Origin of the sequence: Vibrio sp. 10N.286.48.B8 (assembly GCF_003050085.1) — a bacterium.
GTDB lineage: Bacteria > Pseudomonadota > Gammaproteobacteria > Enterobacterales > Vibrionaceae > Vibrio > Vibrio crassostreae.
The window spans coordinates 23,234-44,243 of the sequence record NZ_PIGD01000025.1 but is presented as its reverse complement, the minus strand read 5'-3'; the positions used below and the strand labels follow the sequence as shown (position 1 = coordinate 44,243).

18 protein-coding genes are annotated in these 21,010 nt (G+C 44.4%); 6 read left to right on the top strand and 12 right to left on the bottom strand.

All coding sequences use genetic code 11. From position 1 onward, the window contains the following. Positions 1-57 precede the first annotated feature (57 nt). The 3 genes from tyrA to nagZ all read right to left on the bottom strand — a co-directional run bounded on the left by tyrA (position 58) and on the right by nagZ (position 3,596). On the bottom strand, positions 58-1,185 hold the full coding sequence (tyrA, locus tag CWO08_RS21225) for a bifunctional chorismate mutase/prephenate dehydrogenase (RefSeq protein ID WP_017071391.1): 1,128 nt from the start codon (positions 1,183-1,185) through the stop codon (positions 58-60). A gap of 101 nt (positions 1,186-1,286) precedes the next feature. Then, on the bottom strand, positions 1,287-2,360 hold the full coding sequence (locus CWO08_RS21220; protein WP_017629783.1) for a 3-deoxy-7-phosphoheptulonate synthase: 1,074 nt from the start codon (positions 2,358-2,360) through the stop codon (positions 1,287-1,289). Positions 2,361-2,606: 246 nt separating this feature from the next. Continuing rightward, a complete protein-coding gene (gene nagZ, locus CWO08_RS21215; protein ID WP_108021038.1) occupies positions 2,607-3,596 on the bottom strand; it encodes a beta-N-acetylhexosaminidase in 990 nt (329 codons plus the stop codon). A gap of 121 nt (positions 3,597-3,717) precedes the next feature. Between nagZ and CWO08_RS21210 the strand changes: the two genes are divergently transcribed. Then, positions 3,718-4,833 carry an anhydro-N-acetylmuramic acid kinase gene (locus CWO08_RS21210; RefSeq protein WP_108021037.1) on the top strand — a complete coding sequence of 372 codons (1,116 nt, stop codon included), beginning with the start codon at positions 3,718-3,720 and terminating at the stop codon, positions 4,831-4,833. 45 nt (positions 4,834-4,878) lie between these two features. Further along, positions 4,879-5,799 (top strand): N-acetylmuramic acid 6-phosphate etherase, encoded by a 921-nt coding sequence (murQ, locus tag CWO08_RS21205; RefSeq protein ID WP_108021036.1) that lies wholly within the window; start codon positions 4,879-4,881, stop codon positions 5,797-5,799. Positions 5,800-5,890: 91 nt separating this feature from the next. Here murQ and CWO08_RS21200 read toward each other — a convergent pair whose 3' ends face one another. Beyond that, the gene (locus tag CWO08_RS21200) at positions 5,891-6,241 is read right to left on the bottom strand and encodes a DUF2799 domain-containing protein (RefSeq protein ID WP_108021035.1); all 351 of its coding nucleotides are present in this window, start codon (positions 6,239-6,241) and stop codon (positions 5,891-5,893) included. 332 nt (positions 6,242-6,573) lie between these two features. Here CWO08_RS21200 and CWO08_RS21195 point away from each other — a divergent pair, with 332 nt between their 5' ends. From CWO08_RS21195 to btsR, 3 genes are all read left to right on the top strand, one after another. Then, the gene (locus CWO08_RS21195; RefSeq protein ID WP_048669573.1) at positions 6,574-8,064 is read left to right on the top strand and encodes a carbon starvation protein A; all 1,491 of its coding nucleotides are present in this window, start codon (positions 6,574-6,576) and stop codon (positions 8,062-8,064) included. 255 nt (positions 8,065-8,319) lie between these two features. Next, positions 8,320-9,990: a sensor histidine kinase gene (locus CWO08_RS21190; protein WP_102432237.1), complete on the top strand. Its 1,671-nt coding sequence runs from the start codon at positions 8,320-8,322 to the stop codon at positions 9,988-9,990. A gap of 103 nt (positions 9,991-10,093) precedes the next feature. Continuing rightward, positions 10,094-10,825 carry a two-component system response regulator BtsR gene (gene btsR, locus CWO08_RS21185; protein WP_055319044.1) on the top strand — a complete coding sequence of 244 codons (732 nt, stop codon included), beginning with the start codon at positions 10,094-10,096 and terminating at the stop codon, positions 10,823-10,825. 132 nt (positions 10,826-10,957) lie between these two features. Here btsR and ispH read toward each other — a convergent pair whose 3' ends face one another. The 6 genes from ispH to murJ form a co-directional block, all read right to left on the bottom strand. Then, entirely contained in the window at positions 10,958-11,914 is a 957-nt protein-coding gene (gene ispH / locus CWO08_RS21180; protein WP_102394042.1) for a 4-hydroxy-3-methylbut-2-enyl diphosphate reductase, read from the bottom strand. A gap of 136 nt (positions 11,915-12,050) precedes the next feature. Further along, positions 12,051-12,482, bottom strand: a complete 432-nt coding sequence (gene fkpB, locus CWO08_RS21175; RefSeq protein WP_017062866.1) for an FKBP-type peptidyl-prolyl cis-trans isomerase — start codon at positions 12,480-12,482, stop codon at positions 12,051-12,053. A 149-nt stretch (positions 12,483-12,631) separates the two neighbouring features. Then, on the bottom strand, positions 12,632-13,132 hold the full coding sequence (gene lspA, locus CWO08_RS21170) for a signal peptidase II (RefSeq protein WP_102394038.1): 501 nt from the start codon (positions 13,130-13,132) through the stop codon (positions 12,632-12,634). A gap of 157 nt (positions 13,133-13,289) precedes the next feature. After that, on the bottom strand, positions 13,290-16,148 hold the full coding sequence (gene ileS / locus CWO08_RS21165; RefSeq protein WP_102394039.1) for an isoleucine--tRNA ligase: 2,859 nt from the start codon (positions 16,146-16,148) through the stop codon (positions 13,290-13,292). 63 nt (positions 16,149-16,211) lie between these two features. Next, the gene (ribF, locus tag CWO08_RS21160) at positions 16,212-17,147 is read right to left on the bottom strand and encodes a bifunctional riboflavin kinase/FAD synthetase (protein WP_108021034.1); all 936 of its coding nucleotides are present in this window, start codon (positions 17,145-17,147) and stop codon (positions 16,212-16,214) included. A 70-nt stretch (positions 17,148-17,217) separates the two neighbouring features. Next, positions 17,218-18,780 carry a murein biosynthesis integral membrane protein MurJ gene (murJ, locus tag CWO08_RS21155; RefSeq protein WP_032501129.1) on the bottom strand — a complete coding sequence of 521 codons (1,563 nt, stop codon included), beginning with the start codon at positions 18,778-18,780 and terminating at the stop codon, positions 17,218-17,220. A 251-nt stretch (positions 18,781-19,031) separates the two neighbouring features. Here murJ and rpsT point away from each other — a divergent pair, with 251 nt between their 5' ends. Next, the gene (gene rpsT / locus CWO08_RS21150) at positions 19,032-19,292 is read left to right on the top strand and encodes a 30S ribosomal protein S20 (RefSeq protein WP_012603273.1); all 261 of its coding nucleotides are present in this window, start codon (positions 19,032-19,034) and stop codon (positions 19,290-19,292) included. Between the two features lie 284 nt (positions 19,293-19,576). Here rpsT and CWO08_RS21145 read toward each other — a convergent pair whose 3' ends face one another. Both CWO08_RS21145 and nhaR read right to left on the bottom strand, forming a co-directional pair. Then, entirely contained in the window at positions 19,577-19,870 is a 294-nt protein-coding gene (locus CWO08_RS21145) for a metalloregulator ArsR/SmtB family transcription factor (protein WP_004735028.1), read from the bottom strand. A 100-nt stretch (positions 19,871-19,970) separates the two neighbouring features. After that, positions 19,971-20,861, bottom strand: a complete 891-nt coding sequence (gene nhaR, locus CWO08_RS21140) for a transcriptional activator NhaR (RefSeq protein ID WP_048658065.1) — start codon at positions 20,859-20,861, stop codon at positions 19,971-19,973. Positions 20,862-21,010: the final 149 nt, after the last annotated feature.

Below are 21,010 nucleotides of genomic sequence, written 5' to 3'. Positions count from 1 at the left end.
CAACACAAACAAAAAGAGCGACCATCAGGTCGCTCTTTTTTATGATTTCAAATCGTATTAACCACGATGAATCGAGTCATGTGCTTGTTTTAGAAGACTTTGGCTCTCTTGCAAAAATTGTTGTGAGTAGTCACCAAACCAATCACTCACTTGGTTGAAGCTCTCAACAAACTTGGCTTTATCTTTGCCATCTAGGATTTCTAACGCCTCTCCGAAACAGCTATGGAAGCGTCGAATCATTTCAATGTTCTCATCTGAAGAGAGAATGATGTCACCGTACAGGTTCGGGTCTTGAGCAAACAAACGACCAACCATCGCAATCTCAAGTCGGTAGATTGGCGAGCTTAGCTTCAGAAGTTGATCAATGTTCGGGTTCTCTTTACTCAGGTGCAAGCCGTAAGCAAAAGAGGTGAAGTGACGAAGTGCTTGAATCAAGGTCATACCGTGATCGTGTTCAGCTGCATCCATCTGACATAGGCTCGCACCCCAGATACCAAATTGATTCAGTAGCCATTGGTAGCTTTCAGAACCACGACCATCACTGTAGACAATCACCTGCTTAGCAAGGCTAGGAACATCAGGACCAAACATTGGGTGCAATCCAACCACTGGGCCTTGGTGCATGTCCATCATTGCTTGTAGCGGTTTTGACTTAATCGATGTTAAATCACAAAGAATACAATCGCTTGGTAGGTTACCTAGTTTTGCAATCACACCTTCCGTTAGGTGAATTGGAACCGTAACAACAACAAGGCCAGCATTATCTAAGATTTCGTCGGCCTTATCCCAATCTTGGCTGCCGAGGATTTTCACTTCGTAGCCAGACAGTTTGAACATACGACCAAACAAGCCACCAAGTTGACCATTACCACCAACGATAACCACTGAACGTAACTCTGGGTTTAGACACTTAAAACCAGAATCTTTCTCACTGGCATAAGACTCACGCATAGTACGACGCAAAATATCTTCGATTAGCTGTGGTGGAACCCCTATTTTCTCGGCTTCTTGACGACGAGATGCCAGCATTGCAGCCTCACGCTCTGGTACATAAATAGGTAAACCATGTTCACTTTTTACTTCACCGACTTTCTCTACTAGAGCCAATCGCTGAGCAAGTAAATCCAACATTTGTTTATCGACAGCATCGATTTGGTCGCGTAATTCGTTCAGTTCAACGGCCATTTTATTCCTTACTAATCTATAAGCCCCTACTAACGCTGAGTTCGCTAGTAACAGATCTTAAAATGCCCCATTAGATGAGGCACTTAAATTTAAAACTCTGACTAACCTTTCAAACGGTTCTCTAAGAACGGGACTAATTCCGTATGTGCATGCTTCAATAGTGCCTCAGTTGAATCCCAATTGATACACGCGTCGGTAATAGATACGCCGTATTTCATCTCATTGAGAGGTATATCCGAAGATTGGTTTCCTTCGTTAATATGGCTTTCAATCATAAGGCCGATAATCGACTTGTTGCCTTCACGAATTTGGTGAATCACATCTTCTGCAACTAGAGGTTGGCGGCGGAAATCTTTGCGAGAGTTCGCGTGGCTACAGTCAACCATCAGTGCCGCTTCTAAGCCTGATTTACCAAGCTCTTGTTCACATTCGTGTACCGATACTGAATCGTAGTTCGTCTGCTTACCGCCACGTAAAATAACGTGACCATTTGGGTTACCTTGAGTCGTAAGTAGTGCAACTTGACCTTCGCGGCTAATACCCATGAAGCGGTGGCTAGAAGAAGCAGCCTGCATCGCATTAATTGCTGTACCTAAGTTGCCATCGGTACCGTTTTTGAAGCCGATTGGCATTGAAAGACCACTTGCCATTTCACGGTGAGTTTGAGATTCAGTCGTACGTGCTCCAATCGCCGCCCAGCTGAAGGTATCTGCTAGGTATTGCGGGCTGATTGGATCTAATGCTTCAGTCGCCAATGGAATTTCCATCTCAGCGAGTTCAACAAGTAGCTCACGACCAACATGCAGACCATGCTCAATATCGAAAGTGCCATCTAGATGAGGGTCATTAATCAAACCTTTCCAGCCAACAGTAGTACGAGGCTTTTCAAAGTAAACACGCATTACAATATACAGTTGATCGCTCAGTTCTTCAGAAAGTGCTTTTAGGCGTTTCGCGTACTCTTTCGCAGCTTCAATGTCATGGATAGAACATGGACCACATACAACAAGCATACGATGATCTTTCTTATGAATGATGTTTGCGATAGTTTGACGAGACTCTTGAATGAAACGACGAGCATTATCACTCAAAGGCAGTTTTGCTTTTAACTCCTCAGGAGTAATCAGTACCTGTTCGTCGATGATATTGACATTGCTTAATTCACTTTTCTGCATAACTCAACCTGTATATTTATTTTTACACCCAACATTTTCATTTGGGCTAACAATCTTTAAAAACACAATAACAGCTACAAAAACGATTGCAAGTGTAAACAATGAAAAACATTTGATGTAAAATTAAATTTACACAACTACTTTAACTTATTCAAGCTATCAAATAGCTCTAAACCTCGCCCTACACATACAAAAAAGGCGATATTTATCATATCGCCCTATCTAAAATTATTATGTGTTTATTTATCACTCACTGCCTAGCATTCGCTTAATTTGCTCTGAAGCCTCTTTCCATCGGTTGTCTGAGTGAAGAGTCGGTAAATCAAAGCTGTGTTTTTTAAGCAATGAGTTGGCTAAAGGCACCTCTTGAATCGCTAAGTGATCAAGAGCTTCAATTTGTGCATCTCGTTTATTACACATCAACACCATGTCACACCCCGCACTCAAGGCCGCTTTCGCTCTGTCGGCTGGTCCGCCCATAATAGCAGCACCTTCCATGGTTAAGTCGTCCGAAAATATTAGGCCTTTAAAGCCAAGTTTTTGTCTCAATACTTTCTGTAGCCAATACTGAGAGCCACTTGCTGGTTGATCATCATAATGAGAGAACACCACATGTGCAGGCATCATCGCATCCAATATTCCGGCTTCAATTTGCGCCTTGAAGATTGCCATGTCGGTTTCAAAGATGTCGTCTCTAGGGTCATATGGCGTCTCTAAGTGTGAGTCAGCAATTACGCCACCGTGTCCAGGGAAGTGTTTTCCTGTTGTCGCCATGCCGACCGACTTCATGCCTTTGATGAACGCGCTGCTATGACGAACGATGGTATCAATATCTTCACCAAACGCTCGGCTACCAATCGCTTTACAGTCGTGGCCTTTATCCAATACTGGCGCAAAGCTCAGGTCGATATCATGGGCAATCAATTCCGCCGCCATCAGCCAACCCGCTTGTTCTGCTAACTGTTCGCCATTATTCTTAGTCGCGAATTCTTGAGCTGCTGGGATAATTGAAAAGCCATCACGGAAACGCTGTACTCGTCCGCCTTCTTGGTCAACGCCGATTAAAATAGGACGTTTTGCAACTTTGCGAATCTCTTTATTTAACGCCGATAACTGTTTGCTATCGTGGTAGTTTCGAGCAAATAAGATGAGACCACCAACAGTTGGGTGCTCCAAAATCTCTCTGTCTTCAGCTGTCAGCTCGTAGCCTGCAACATCAACCCACAACGGTCCCATATTTATCCCTTATTAAACCTAATTTCATAAACTTCACGAGATTATTCTCTTTAAATTTGCTTTACAATGTTTTTAAACCAATCTGTGGAAGAGTTTAGGAATGCAGTGCAAGAGCTTAGGAATGGATCATAAAGAACTGTATATCGGTGTGATGTCGGGGACGAGTATGGACGGCGTTGATACTGCTTTAGTTTCGATTGAAGATACGCATATCACATTACTCGCTCATGATGAGTTCCCAATGCCTGATGATCTCAAAGCGCGTCTGCTTGAGGTGTGTATTGGTCAGAAAACGGATTTGATTGCTATTGGCGAACTCGACCACCAGCTTGGCCATCTGTTTGCTGATGCGGTTCTGCAACTTCTCGACAAGTCAGGAACTCCAGCATCTTCTGTAACTGCGATTGGTAATCATGGCCAAACGGTGTTTCATCAGCCAACAGGCGAATCTCCATTTACCATGCAGCTGGGTGATGCCAACATCATTGCCGCTAAAACACAGATTCAAACCGTCGCTGATTTCAGACGTAAAGACATGGCATTAGGCGGACAAGGTGCACCGTTAGTCCCCGCCTTCCACCATACAATTTTCCACCCGCAAGACAGCTCGGTTGTGGTGTTGAATATTGGTGGTATCTCGAATATTTCAGTACTGCGCCCGAATCAGCCAACACTTGGTTATGATACAGGCCCAGGTAATATGTTGATGGACGCTTGGGTTGATAAACATACGGACGAAAAGTTTGACCGTGATGCGCAATTCGCACTTAAAGGTCAACTCAATCAAGCCTTGCTAGAACAGCTGTTGAATGAGTCTTATCTATCTCAAATGACACCGAAAAGTACTGGTAGAGAACTGTTCAACCTACCGTGGCTAGAACAACAGCTTACAGAATTTAAAGACCTTGCAGCAGAAGATGTGCAACGCACGCTTTGTGAATACACGGCATTGACGATAGCCAATGAAGTGGAAACTTATCGCTTGGGTAACCAACCTGCACTCTATGTGTGTGGTGGCGGTACGAGAAATCCATTGTTGATGAAAAGGTTGGCTGAATTGCTTCCGAGTTGGGAAGTGGAATCGACCACCAGTAAAGGCGTTGATGCCGATTATATGGAAGCTATGGCCTTTGCGTGGCTTGCCCAACGCCATGTTCATCAACTGCCAAGCAATTTACCAGAAGTGACTGGCGCAAGTAGAGCTGCCTCTCTAGGCGTTCTCTATCGTGCTGACTAAACCATTTTAGAACCATCATTTTAGAATCACCATTTAAGGATCATTATGAGTAACGACGCTCTCATATCAGCGCTCTCGCACCTCGTTTCGGAGGGGAGAAACCCTGATACTATGGATATTGATCTGCTCACCTCTCTCGAAGTGGTTGAAAAGATTAACCAACAAGACAAACAAGTCCCACTGGCGATTGAAGCGGAACTGCCGCAGATCGCGAAAGCGGTTGATAAAATTGCTCATGCCTTTCAAAACGGTGGTCGACTGATTTATATGGGCGCAGGCACCAGTGGTCGATTAGGTGTGTTGGACGCATCAGAATGCCCACCGACTTTCGGTGTTTCAGACAAAATGGTTATCGGCCTAATTGCAGGTGGACCAGAGGCGATTTTAAAAGCCAAAGAAGGAGCAGAAGACTCGCTGACTCTCGGTATTGAAGATCTGAAAGCGATTCAATTTTCAGAAAATGATGTCGTGGTGGGTATAGCTGCCAGTGGTCGCACACCTTACGTGATTGGTGCACTCAACTATGCCAATCAGCTTAGCGCGGTGACCGTTGCATTGTCTTGTAACCCTGATTCTCCAATTGCTGAAATCGCTCAAATCGCAATTAGCCCTGTGGTTGGCCCAGAAGCATTGACTGGTTCAACACGACTCAAATCAGGTACAGCACAAAAGCTGGTGCTTAATATGCTAACGACTGCCAGCATGATTCGTATCGGTAAGAGCTACCAAAATCTGATGGTCGACGTAAAAGCGACCAATGAAAAGTTGGTTGCCCGCGCTGCTCGTATCGTTATCCAAGCAACTGAATGCGACAAAGCGCTGGCAGTCTCGACACTTAAAACGACTGATTACGATGTGAAGTTGTCTATTTTGATGATTCTAACCGGGCTAGATTTAGAATTGGCCAAGGCTCAGCTTGATAAGCAAAATGGTTTCTTGAGAAAAGCAGTCGAGAATAATCAGTAATCTGCTTCTGTTACTCTCACTACAAACAAAAAGACCAGTACACATGCGGTACTGGTCTTTTTAGTTTTAATTTTTTATCGCTAGCTTGGGCTTAATAGTCGTTTGAGAACTCATCCCAGCCACGTCGCCATTCCATGCGGAAACGTTGAGCCTCTTCCGTACCAGAGCACACGCCTTCATACACCTGACCAGATAAACCAATCTGATAAGCATGGTTCGGATTACAATATTCAGTCACACCTAGATGGTAACCTTCTGTGTAACTCGCTTGATCGACTGCGCCAAGCTCAGTCATCTCTGAATACGAACGCTGAGTGTGACCTTTGATGCCATCACGATAGCCAATCTCTTGCCAATTGCCCTCAGCGGCTAAATCTTGAACATTGGCGCTGCATCCTGCAAGGCTAAATGCCACGGCGAATAGTGCGATTATTTTTTTCATTTCAGTCCTTTATATTTACCTAGCCACTTCCTGACGAAGCGTTACCTTTATGGTGATTCTCCGCTGAACACTGGCTGATGTCCACTTGTGTCTGTTATCTGCCACTGATATCTATTGGTTACCGCTTAAAGCTGATAAATCACCACTTGCCAGAAGCAAGAGCCTTCTCAACACGAATAACCAACCGCTCTACAAACGTAGCAAACCACTCAATCAGTTATAACACCACTTAATTGACTATTCGACCACTCACTCTCATAGCGGAAGTTTCTTTTCATACTCTTCTTTAATATACACCCTGACTTAATTAATACATTCAGGGATAACAAATTATGATGTGGTTTCTTACCTGTGTTGCAGCACTCATTGGTGGCTACTTTATTTACGGTGCCTTTATCGAGAAGATTTTCGGTATCAATGAAAAGCGTCAAACACCCGCTCACACTAAGCAAGATGGCGTGGACTACGTTCCAATGTCGACACCAAAGGTTTACCTAGTTCAACTGCTTAACATTGCAGGTGTAGGTCCAATCTTCGGACCTATCATGGGTGCCCTTTACGGCCCAGCAGCGATGCTTTGGATCGTGCTAGGTTGTATCTTCGCAGGTGCAGTACACGACTACTTCTCAGGTATGTTATCTATCCGTAATGGTGGTGCGTCGGTTCCAACCATCACTGGACGTTACCTAGGCAATGGCGCAAAACACTTTATGAACATCTTTGCCATTGTTCTACTGCTTCTTGTTGGTGTGGTATTTGTTTCTGCTCCTGCAGGCATGATCACTAACCTAGTGAACGACCAAACTGATTTCGCGATGTCTGCAACAACCATGGTTGTTATCATCTTTGCTTACTACATCATCGCAACGATTGTCCCTGTCGATAAAATCATTGGTCGTTTCTACCCATTGTTCGGTGCACTACTTATCTTCATGTCTGTTGGCCTAATCACTGCGATTGGTCTTTCTGACGAGCACCAAATCATGGGAGGCTTCGAGATGAAAGACATGTTCACCAACATGAACCCGAATGACCTACCACTTTGGCCTGCTCTATTCATCACTATCGCTTGTGGTGCAATCTCTGGCTTCCACGCAACTCAGTCACCACTGATGGCGCGTTGTATGGAAAACGAGAAGAACGGTCGCTTCGTATTCTATGGTGCAATGATTGGTGAAGGCATCATCGCTCTAATCTGGTGTGCACTTGCTCTTTCATTCTTCGGTTCAGTTGAGTCTCTATCAGACGCAATTGCAAACGGCGGCCCAGGTAACGTGGTATACAGCGCTTCATTTGGTCTACTGGGTGTATTCGGCGGTATCCTTGCTTTCCTTGGCGTGGTTATCCTACCAATCACTTCTGGTGACACAGCATTCCGTTCAAGCCGTCTTATCCTTGCTGAATACTTCAACATGGAACAGAAAACACTGCGTAACCGCCTACTGATGGCTCTGCCACTGTTCGTTATCGGTGGCATCTTGACTCAAGTTGATTTCGGTATCATCTGGCGCTACTTCGGTTTTGCTAACCAATCAACAGCTGTAATGATGTTATGGACAGCTTCGGCTTACCTACTTCGTCACAATAAACTGCACTGGGTAACCACGGTTCCAGCTGTGTTCATGACATCTGTATGTATCACATTCATCCTGAACAACAGCCAACTAGGCTTCGGTCTACCAATGCAAATCTCGACCATCATTGGTGTGGTGAGTGCACTTGGTATTGCGGCTTACGTTATCAAGATATCAAAAGGCAAAGGTGATATCGACCTTGCTGATGAAGAAGAGAAAGAAGCAAAAGGCGTAACCAAAACTGCCTAGTTCTTTCAGACTTTGAATAAAAGAGACACGTCTTCATTGAGAGACAAAACAACAGCCAAACACACTTCGCTTGCTCCCGTAATCACCCAGTGATTCGTGGAAATTAAGACTAAAGCCCGTCCTCTGTGATGGGCTTTACTGTATCTCAGCATTGAGAAGCAATCGTCACTCGATATAACCAACGAAAACACAAGCAAAGCTACCGTTACCACGCAATGAGCTTTACACTTAACAAGCGTCTCAATAGGTGAAAATATGGAACTCATTCTCTCTCTTCTGCAACAAACTTGTGTCTACTTAGTGATTGCTTACATGCTAAGTAAAACCCCGCTGATTCTCCCTCTGTTAAGCATCTCTTCACGCTTAAGTCATAAAGTCAGCTGTTATGTTCTGTTTTCCCTGTTCTGCATTATGGGCACCTATTTCGGACTGCAGATTAATGACGCGATAGCCAACACTCGTGCAATGGGGGCGGTAATGGGAGGCCTGTTTGGCGGCCCTGTCGTTGGCTTTGCCGTAGGCTTTACCGGCGGGATTCATCGCTACTCATTAGGTGGCTTTACTGACTTAGCTTGTGCGATTTCAACCACTGCAGAGGGCCTGATTGGTGGCTTGCTGCATGTATACTTAGTCCGAAAGAACAAAGCCAGCCAGTTGTTTAACCCGATGGTGGTGTTCTCTGTGACGCTATTTGCAGAGATCATTCAGATGTTGATTCTGCTCGCAGTCGCTAAACCGTTTGAGCAGTCCTACGCTCTAGTTTCTGATATTGCCGCGCCAATGATCATTGCTAACTCAGTGGGCGCTGCACTGTTCATGAGCATCATTCAAGATAGGAAAACTATCTTCGAGAAGTACTCAGCGACCTTCTCGCGCCGCGCACTCACCATCGCCGAGCGTTCGGTAGGTATTTTGCATGGCGGGTTTAATTCAGATAACGCGCAAAAAATCGTACGTATCGTTTACGAAGAGACCAATGTTGGGGCGGTAGCGATCACCGACCGAGAAAAAATCCTCGCGTTCGTTGGCATTGGCGATGAACACCATATTCCAAATACCCCTATTTCATCGCAAAGCACGCTCACTTCGATGGAACAGAACGACATCATCTACCTTGATGGCAAAGAGAACCCATACCAATGTTCTCTTTCGCAAGATTGTAAGTTAGGTTCTGCGCTTATTATCCCACTGCGTGCCGGTAACGAAGTCGTCGGTACCATCAAACTGTATGAGCCTAAGCTAAAGCTATTTTCAACCATCAACATGTCGATGGCTGAAGGTATTGCTCAACTATTGTCGAGTCAGATCCTGTTCAGCAACTATCAGCAACAACAGACGCTACTGACACAAGCGGAAATCAAACTACTGCACGCTCAAGTGAACCCGCACTTCTTGTTTAATGCGCTTAATACTATCAGTGCAGTAACACGTCGTGACCCTGATAAAGCGCGAGAGCTCATTCAGCACCTATCTCACTTCTTTAGAAGCAACCTTAAGCAGAACATCAACACTGTGAAACTTAAAGACGAGCTTGCACACGTCAATGCGTATCTCACCATTGAAAAGGCACGTTTTACCGACCGGTTAGAAGTGGAATGGGACATAGATCCACAGTTATACGAGTCACAACTACCAAGCTTTACCCTGCAACCATTGGTTGAAAACGCCATCAAGCATGGCATTTCGAACATGCTAGAAGGTGGCACAGTGAAGATCTATAGCGAGGCTTTCGAGAGTGGGTTCAAGTTAACCGTTGAAGACAACGCGGGTAATTATCAGAAGCCATCTCAAGATCATGTAGGATTAGGGATGGAGATTGTTGATAAACGACTCACTAATTTCTTTGGACAAGATTCAGCACTAAAAATAGAATCTCAACCACAGCAATTTACTCGAATGAGCTTTATCATACCTATACTAAAATAATGATGTTTTCATAGATGTTAGCTCCCCCAGTAGTAACATTTAGCAGACATTAAAAAGATAAGCGTGAATCAAGCAGGGATGGCACAAAAATGAAGATTGTAGGATGTTAAAAGCATTAGTTATCGATGATGAGCTTTTTGCTCGCGAAGAACTGATTGAACTTCTGACCGAAACCGGAGAAGTCGAAGTCATTGGTCAAGCGAGTAACGCAATTGAAGGACTTAAGCAGATCAACCTTCTCAAGCCTGATGTGGTGTATTTGGACATTCAAATGCCTCAGGTCACCGGTATTGAATTGTTGAGTATGCTTGACCCGGAAACCATGCCCTACGTGGTATTTGTCACCGCCTACGACCAATATGCTATTCAAGCCTTTGAAGATAATGCTTTTGATTACCTACTTAAGCCAGTCGAGCCTTGTCGATTAAACAAGAGCGTTTGTCGCCTGAATAAGGTCATCAAACAAAATCAGAAAGCGCCAGCACAAGACATCTCTGCGATTGCTCCCTGTCACTTAGAGCAGATTCCATGTATTGGTCATAACCGCATTGTGATCATGGCAAGCCAAACGGTCGAGTGCGCCTATTCCGATATCAGTGGGGTGCATGTACGTAGCTCATCGCAAACCGCGACTTCACAGTTAACGCTAAAGATCTTGGAAGAAAAAACCGATTTGATCCGCTGTCATCGCCAGTATTTGATCAACATAAAGTCGATCCAAGAGATCAAACTGTTAGAGAATGGATTAGCGGAGATCATTACCCTGACTGGCTTTGAAGTCCCTGTTAGCCGTCGTTACCTCAAGACTTTAAAAGAGCAGCTCGGTCTTCAGTAAACACATCTCGGACGGGACATAAAGCACGATCAAAAAAGCCAACGCATCAACGTTGGCTTCCTACTGTTTACAAATCGATAGTATTTGCGAATCAACTGTTTGCGAATCGCTAGTGTCTCGAATCAATAGAGATTAATCTACTTGCTTGATCTGCAGCTCTTTAGGTACTTCGAAGAACATGTTCTCTTCGCGACCTTGAATCTCTTCAACGCCAGTCGCACCTAGTTCGCGGATACGATCTAAGATTTGGTTAACTAACTCTTCAGGAGCAGAAGCACCAGCCGTTACGCCGATTTTCTTCTTGCCTTCAACCCATTCAGTCTGAATATCTTCTGGGCAATCCGTTAGGTAGCCTGGTGTGCCTAGCTTCTCAGCTAGCTCTTTTAGGCGTGTAGAGTTCGATGAGTTCTTAGAACCAACCACTATCACCACATCAACGTCATTCGCCATCTCACGCACCGCGTCTTGACGGTTTTGAGTCGCATAACAGATGTCGTCTTTACGAGGGCCTTGAATCTCAGGGAATACACGACGTAACTCTTCAATTACATCTGCCGTTTCATCAACAGACAGCGTAGTTTGGCTCACGTAGTGTAAGTTACTTGGATCATTAACCACTAGTTTTTGTACGTCTTCTGGTCTTTCAACCAAGTACATACCACCTGTTTGACTCGCGTACTGACCCATAGTGCCTTCAACTTCCGGGTGACCCGCGTGACCGATCAGTACTACTTCCATATGTTTACGGCTCGCACGAGCAACCTCCATATGAACTTTAGTCACCAAAGGACAGGTTGCATCGAATACCGTTAGCTCGCGCTCCTTCGCTTCTTTACGAACCGCTTGAGAAACACCGTGAGCAGAGAAAATCACGATATTGTCGTCAGGCACTTCACTCAGTTCTTCGACAAAAATAGCACCACGTTGCTTGAGCCCCTCAACAACAAAGCGGTTGTGTACCACTTCATGGCGAACATAGATCGGTGGCTGATACATTTCAAGTGCGCGCTCTACGATGCTGATCGCACGATCGACACCGGCACAAAAGCCACGAGGGTTAGCTAACATTATTTTCATTTCATTGCTCATCATTTACCGCGGTACTAAGGTTGTTTCTATAGAGTTCGCCGTCAGCGAGGTTCGCATTCTACAGTGAAGCGTCTAGACAGTGAAGCTCTAGGTGACATCACCGCAGTAAGGCTATCTTATTCTAACGTTAAGAGAGTTATTCTACCGTTAAGATATTGACGTCAAACGTAACGTCTTGACCTGCGAGTGGGTGATTAAAATCAACCGTCACTGAATCACCTGCGATCTCAGTAATAATACCTGGAATTTCCATCCCATCAGGACCAGAGAATGCCATGATAGTACCCACTTCAACTTCAGAATCACCAACAAACTTAGCACGATCCATATAATGAATATGATCAGGGTTTGGCATACCAAACGCATCTTCCGCTTTCAGTTCGATAGACTTTTCAGTTCCAGCTTCAAGTCCAAGTAAGCACGCTTCAAAGTTCTCACTTAGGCTGCCATCGCCCATGACGAACTTTGCAGGTTTGCCCATATTTTCGGTGCTATCGGCAACTGAACCATCCTTCATTTTAATCGTAAAATGTAGAGTTACTGCTGAATCATTTTTAATTGCTGCCACGTTACTTTCCTTAGATTTCTTTATTATTTGAGGATGCATTGTGCTTTGCTTCCTTGTTGACTGAAGCATAAAAAAAAGCGCCGTCGGAATCAACCGACAGCGCTTAGGGCTATTCTATTCTGTGAGTCATAGACTGACTTTGAGGCAAGCTATTTGCTTTCGTCTTTCTTACGGAAACCATCTAGGATGATCATCGCAGCACCGATACAGATTCCCATATCGGCTAAGTTAAATGCGGGCCAATGGTAAGTGCCCCAGTAGAAGTCTAAGTAATCGACAACAAAGCCATGTACGACTCGGTCAAACACATTTCCTACTGCGCCACCAATGATGATCGCATAAGCAATGTTATTCCACTTCTCTGCAGCTGGTAGTTTGCTCATCCAGTACGTCAGCATACCTGTTACCGCAAATGCGATACCGGTAAATAACCAACGCTGCCAACCACTTTGATCACTCAAGAAGCTAAACGCTGCACCATAGTTATGCACGTACAAAAAGTTAAAGAATGGCAGAACCTCAATACGGTTTGCCCAGCCATAACCCATGTTATCCATAACAAAGAGTTTAATGCCGATATCGGCAAGGAAGACCACTAGGGCCAACCATAGCCAACGCACACCAGATTGTTTTAACGAAACTTCACTCATTTCTATTCCTAGTATTTACGAAGTTGGTATTCACTGTTACTCAATTTAAGTGACCTGATTACCGTACTTGTATAAACACATTTCCTATAATTAAAAATAACCCCAGTTGATACTGGGGCTATGATTTTTACAAAAAGTTCAGTCTTTCTCTGAGCTGTTATGCGAACTTACGCACTTCGCCTTCACCGTCGATGTTCGACACACAACGACCACAAACTTTCTCATGACCTTCGATAGTGCCTACATCTGGAGTGTGGTGCCAGCAACGGTCACACTTCTCAGCTTCAGTAGCTGCAACTTCAACGAATAGACCAGCAACGTCTGTCTCTTGAGCTGCATCAGACTTCTCGCTTAATGGCTTAACAACAGCTGCAGAAGTGATAAGTACGAAACGTAGCTCATCTTCTAGCTTGTTGATTTTCGCCGCTAGTGCGTCGTCAGCGTATAGAATCACTTCAGCTTGCAGTGCACCACCGATCGTTTTCTCTTTACGAGCATCTTCAAGAAGCTTGTTCACAGCGCCACGAACCGTTTGGATTTCAGCCCAGAATTCGTTGCTTAGCTCTTCGCCTTCAGCTAGACCGAATAGGCCTTCGAACCATTCGCCAGTAAACACGAACTTGTCGCGCTCACCCGGCATCTCGTTCCAGATTTCATCTGCAGTGAACGACATGATAGGTGCCATCCAACGAACTAGAGCTTCTACGATGTAGTAAAGCGCAGTTTGACAGCTACGTTGAGCATGGCTGCCCTGCTTCGCTGTGTACTGACGGTCTTTAATTACGTCTAGGTAGAAAGAACCCATTTCGATAGAACAGAACTGCATTAGACGTTGAGTCACACCGTGAGTGTTGTACTCGCCGTATGCTTTAACAATCTCTTCTTGTGCAGCTTGAGCACGGCCAACAGCCCAGCGATCAAGTGCAACCATCTCTTCAGCAGGTACTAGGTCAGTTTCAGGGTTGAAACCATTCAAGTTCGCTAGGAAGAAACGCGCTGTGTTACGAATACGACGGTAAGCATCAGCTGAACGCTTCAGGATTTCATCAGAAACCGCAACTTCACCCGTGTAGTCTGTAGAAGCAACCCATAGACGCAGGATATCTGCACCTAGCTTGTTGGTTACATCTTTAGGTGCAACAACGTTACCGATAGATTTAGACATCTTACGGCCGTTACCGTCAACCACGAAACCGTGAGTTAGTACTTGCTTGTATGGTGCTTCGTCTTTCATCGCAATAGATGAAATTAAAGAAGACTGGAACCAGCCACGGTGTTGGTCTGAACCTTCAAGGTAAAGATCAGCACTGTGAGTACGCTCTTCGTTCGGGAAGTTGTACTCTTCACGAGAATCAACAACCGAGAAGTGCGTCACACCTGAGTCGAACCATACGTCTAGCGTATCCATTACTTTTTCGTACTTATCAGCGTCTTCTGCGCCCATAAGTTCAGCAGCGTCTACATCCCACCAAGCTTGAATACCTTTCTCTTCAACTAACTTCGCGACTTTTTCAATAAGCGCTGGGCTTTCTGGGTGAAGTTCTGCTGTTTCTTTATGAACGAACAGAGCAATTGGCACACCCCAAGTACGTTGACGAGAGATACACCACTCAGGGCGACCTTCAACCATACCTTCGATACGGCTTTGACCCCATTCAGGCAACCACTCAACACTCTTGATAGACTCTAGTGCTTTAGCACGTAGGCCAGCTTGATCCATAGAGATGAACCATTGTGGTGTTGCACGGAAGATGATTGGAGTTTTGTGTCTCCAACAGTGTGGGTAGCTGTGCTCGTAAGCGTGGTGATGCAGAAGTGCACCTTTATCTTTTAGAACTTCTAAAACAGAGTCGTTCGCTTTAAATACGTGCTGACCAGCAAATAGCTCAGTATCTGGCAGGTAAACGCCGTTTGAACCAACTGGGTTAGCGATTTCTAGGTTGTACTTCTTACCAACCACGAAATCCTCTTGACCGTGGCCAGGCGCAGTGTGAACCACACCAGTACCTGAATCCGTTGTTACGTGGTCGCCAAGAACAGCAGGAACAGTAAAATCGTAGAACGGGTGGTTGAACTGAGAAAGCTCAAGATCAGCACCTGTAGCAAAACCAAGGTTATGGAAATGCTCGATACCTGCACGGTCCATTACGTCTTTTGCTAGATCAGAAGCAACAACGATACGTTGAGCTGGTTGGTCGCCATTCGCTTCAACTTGGATAAGCACGTATTCAAGATCATCACGTAGACATACTGCGCGGTTCGCCGGCAGAGTCCATGGTGTTGTCGTCCAGATAACGATAGAAATTTCGCCTTGACCCGCATGACCTTCAGCTAGAGTAAATTTCTCTAGCAGCGCCGCTTCGTCAGCTGCTGTAAATTTCACATCGATAGATGGAGAAACTTTATCTTTATATTCAACTTCAGCTTCAGCCAGAGCAGAACCACAGTCAGTACACCAGTGAACTGGTTTGAAACCTTTAAGAAGGTGACCTTTGTCTGCGATTTTGCCTAGAGAACGAATGATGTTCGCTTCAGTGCCGAAATCCATAGTACGGTAAGGTTTGTCCCACTCGCCCATGATACCAAGACGTTTGAAGCTCTCTTTCTGACCTTCAACTTGGCCCGCAGCGTACTTACGACACTCTTCGCGGAATTCAGCAGCCGAAATCTTCTGACCAGGCTTACCTTTCTTCTTCTCAACCATTAGCTCGATTGGAAGACCGTGACAGTCCCAACCTGGGATGTACGGTGCATCAAAACCAGAAAGGGTCTTAGATTTGATAATAATGTCTTTAAGAATCTTATTCAGCGCGTGGCCAATGTGAATGTCGCCGTTCGCGTATGGAGGGCCATCATGCAGTACGAAAGATTTTTTACCTTTCTTTGCCTTACGGATTTCGCCGTAAAGATCTTCTTTGTACCAACGCTTCAGCATTTCTGGCTCACGATTTGCCAGATTACCGCGCATTGGGAACCCTGTTTCTGGTAAGTTCAGGGTATCTTTATAATCACTCATCGATTCTTAATTCCGTTATATTGGGCGAAGTTAGACATTATGTTAATCGGTGGAATCATCCGATTAATTCTTTAGCTGAAGCAGCCACACCCTTGCGGCTTCAGCATCCAATTCTATTTGATTCTTTAGTGCGTCGAACGATTCAAATTTTATCTCGTCGCGCAGTTTGTGCAAAAGTCGTACTTCTAACTGTTTACCATATAAATTGGCTTTAAAGTCAAAAAAGTGCACTTCTAATTGCTGCCTTACCCCATTAACTGTTGGTCGTTGTCCAATATTAGCAACGCCACCGACAGGAACACCGTCGATATCCAAAGCTTCAACAACATACACTCCCGATACAGGAGAAACACAACGCTTTAATGGAATATTAGCGGTAGGGAAACCGATAGTTCTCCCTAGTTTTCGACCATGAGAAACACGACCACTGATACTGTAGTCACGCCCTAGCATGGTAGCACTAGAAGCCAAGTCATTGGCCGCTAACGCATTTCGTATCTCAGTACTGCTTACTCGTAATTGGTTTAAGCAATAGCTCTGGGTGCTCACCACCTCAAAACCATACTTCTCGCCTGCCGCTTTGAGCATAGCGAAATTACCAGTACGACCCTTACCGAAGCAAAAATCGTCACCGACAACCAAGAATTTCACGCCAAGCTTATCAACCAAAAGGTCTTTAATGAACGCTTCAGCCGACAAGCTTGCAAAATACTGATTAAAATTCACACACAATAAACGACTGATATCTAGCTTATTCAGTTGCACGTATTTATCTCGTAAGCGAGTTAAACGTGCTGGTGCTTTACCTTTGGCAAACAACTCCATAGGTTGCGGCTCAAACGTCATGACAACAGAAGGGAGCCCTAATGCTGCAGCTTGTTTAGAAACCTGACTCAGAACCTCTTGATGCCCTAAATGAACACCATCGAAGTTACCTATGGTTAATACACAGCCATGATGCTGCGCTTTAATATTGTGTATACCTCGGATCAGTTCCATTGTGATCAGCTAAAACCTGTTATTAACATCATTTATTGTGTGAAACCGACGGATTATATACTAATCAGTATTAATCTGTCGCTGCTTTTAAATGTTTTACTCGGATACCTAAAACCAGTATCGACACAATATAAGCAAAGGCGCCAAGTGCGATCAACCCTGTTAGTGTCAACGCTCTTTGGTTAAAGCCCCAATCAAGCCACAATTGCATATTGTCTAGCTGCCATAAAATCACGCCAATCATTACCGTACCTGAGATCAATAATTTAAGGCTAAACAACAATGTAGTCTTGGTTAAACGATAAACACCCGCTAGATGCAAACCACGATAAAGCAGAGTCATGTTCACGAACGCAGACAACGCCGTTGCGATTGCCAAACCAACATAACCATAGAAATAAGCGAAGATTGCGTTGAACACCATGTTAGTCACCATCGCAATGATGCCGTACTTAACCGGTGTTTTGGTGTCTTGACGAGAGTAATAGCCGGGAGCCAATACTTTAATAAGCATGAAATTCAGCAAGCCTGAAGCGTACGCCACTAAAGACATTGAAGCCTGATTAACATCATGAGGAGAAAACTCACCACGCATAAACAGCACCATCAACATCGGTTTTGCTAACACAATAAGACCGAACATCGCAGGAATACCGAGCAGCAGTACCATGCGCACACCCCAATCCATGGTGTGAGCAAACCCTTCTCCTTCAGCATCAACGTGCTTACGAGATAAAGCAGGAAGAATAACCGTCGCAATGGCAATACCAAACAAACCGAGTGGAAATTCTAATAGTCGATCCGAGTAATACAGCCAACTGATCGAGCCCGTCGCTAGAAAACTGGCAATGAAAGTATCGAACAACAAGTTGATTTGACTTACTGACACACCAAACAAAGCAGGGATCATTAACGTGCGGATCTTAACCACGCCCGGATCTCTCCAACCCCACTTAGGCTTAACCAGTACTCCCGCTTTAATCAAGAAAGGCATTTGGAACAGGAATTGAACTAAGCCTCCAAGAAAAACGCCGATGGATAAACCAATTTCAGGTTGTTCTAAATTAGGAGCAAGAAACCAAGCACAAGCAATGATCATTACGTTCAAGAACACAGGCGTAAATGACGAAACCGCAAATTTGCCCATGGTATTAAGGATTGCACCTGATAAAGCGACAAACGTAATGAACCATAAATAAGGAAAAGTAATTTTCAGCATTAGGCTGGCGAGTTCAAACTTAGGCGCCGAGGGGCCGTCATTAAGCCAATCAATAAACCAACCCGCACCGAACATTGCGGTGATAACCCCAGAGCCTAATACCCCAAGCACCGTAACAATAGAAACCAACACCCCAAGAGTACCGGACACCTTTGCTATCAAGTCTCGAGTTTTATCTTTATCACCTGCGGCGTGATATTCCGTTAATACTGGTACAAAGGCTTGAGAAAAAGCACCTTCGGCAAACAGCCGACGTAAAAAATTAGGAATTTTATTGGCGAAGAAAAATACGTCTGCACTTGCTCCTGCCCCCATTAAGTTTGCTACTACGACATCACGTACTAGCCCCAAGACACGGGAAACAAAAGTCATTACACTGACAATCAGCCCTGACTTTAATAGTCGTTTACTCACAGAAACCTCTGACACTGGTTGATTACTTTCAAGCGAGGATAAATACTATCCTATCCTAAGAAGCATATTTATTAGCATTGGTCTAAAAATGCTGTTAGAATCCCCGCCATCTTAACCGCGATGACCTTTCCATACCAAAGTTTGTTTGGCTACGATTGGTTTTTGCACAAATCATTTGACAATTAAGCGCTAATGAGGGATAGTCCTCGCCCTTAAATTGTCACCGAACTAAGTTTTTGGGAGTTAGACCCTTGGCAAACAGTAAATCTGCTAAGAAGCGCGCTATCCAAGCTGAGAAACGTCGCCAGCACAATGCTAGCCGTCGTTCTATGATGCGCACTTACATGAAAAAAACTATTGCAGCTATTGAAGCTGGCAATAAAGAAGCTGCAACTGCTGCTCTTGTAGAAGTTACACCTCTTCTAGACCGTATGGCGACTAAAGGCCTTATTCATAAGAATAAAGCTGCACGTCATAAGTCTCGTTTCGCTGCTGCAATCAAAGCTCTTTAATAGAAATTTGATTACAACGCAAAACGAAAAAAACCGGCCTTGGCCGGTTTTTTTATATCTAAAATTTGAGAAATGCTATTATTTTCCGGTGATTATTTAACTGAAAAACCGCTAATTTGCTTACCGATAAATAGCTAAGCAGCTAAAAAACAACGAGAAAAAAACAGACAAGCAGATAGATAGGTCGGTAATATAGATAGGCACTCACGTTTGACGTGAAATACTGACACTTCCTTGTGTCGGTCTTATTCCTGATAAGAAATCCACCTCCCACCAGCAATAAGCTACTTGCAGTAAATACCATGCAGTAGGTTAATCATCGCTTTTACTTCTTCACTACTCAATGTGTAATACACAGTTTGAGCTTCTTTGCGAGTTTCGACCAAACCATCTCTTCTCAACCAAGCAAGATGTTGAGATAAAGCAGACTGACTCAGTTCCAACTTGCCACACAACTCCCCAACCGACAGCTCAGTACCATGTAATAGGCACAAGATCTGTAAGCGACGCTCGTTGGCCATGGCTTTGAGTAGAATCACAGCTTGTGCTGAGTTCTTCTCCATCTCTTTTAAGTTCATAGTTTGGCTCCCTACAACCTTTACGCCAACTACGGGCTATCAGTATTTCCGGCATATGGTGGAGTTATGATAATCGATATCAATTCATTAACAAACCGCCTCACTCGAACAATTTGCTAAAATCTGCGTCGCATACGTTTTTTACTGCTGGATGTTGGATCATCCTCTCAGCAAATATGACGTAGTACTCCTCTTTTAACTCTTCAATGCCACCTAATAATTGCAGTGATGTATCTTCCTCAACCTCAGACATATAAAGGGTTGGCGCTAAGAATATTGCGTCATCGTGGTAGCGAGCAAAAGCCTTCATCAATGCCGCATCATCAAACTCACCCAAAACATCAGGTTTAAGTCCTTGTCTATCAAACCACTGCAGCACTTTGCGCCCCATTGAGGTTCGACTACCAGGTATCAAAAGCTTTCTTTGTTCTAATACCGCGGGGAAGTTCACACCTTCAACCTTGCCGGAACTGAAAAAGCTCATTCCACTTTCGCCAAGCTTTTTACTAAACAGGCCAGGGCTTTGACTCGAATCCACCGGGCAATCAGACAAGATCATATCGAGCTTATGCTGAGAAAGTTGCTCAAGTAGCATTTCATGGGTCGATTCAAAGCAACGTAAATGAATGCTGTTATCTGGGGGAATCGTCGACATCAGTATCTTGCTTACGAGTCTTTTAGACAGTGCATCCGCAACACCAACATCAAACAGAATATTAGAGTGCTGGCTATAATTTACGATATCCAGCATCTCATAACTCAGGCCAAACATACGGTCAGCGTACTTAAAGACTAGCTGCCCAAGCTCTGTCGGCTCAACACTGCGACCATTACGCTTAGTTAACTTGCCATCCATACGCTCTTCTAACGCTTTTATCTGACCAGTTACTGTTTGTGGTGTTAGGAATAGAGCTTCTGCCGCTTTAGTAACAGAGCCTTGTTTGCAAACCATCCAAAAGTAATAAAGGTGGTTATAGTTGAGGTGCGACATAGATGTGCCGTAATAAAAGAGTAGATACCCTTTTATATCAAATATGACACTCCCACTCAACAAACTCGGAAAAACCAAACCTAACTAACCATTATCACCTATTTTTACGAAGTGTCTGATTTCATAATGTAATATTTCAGCGATTATTT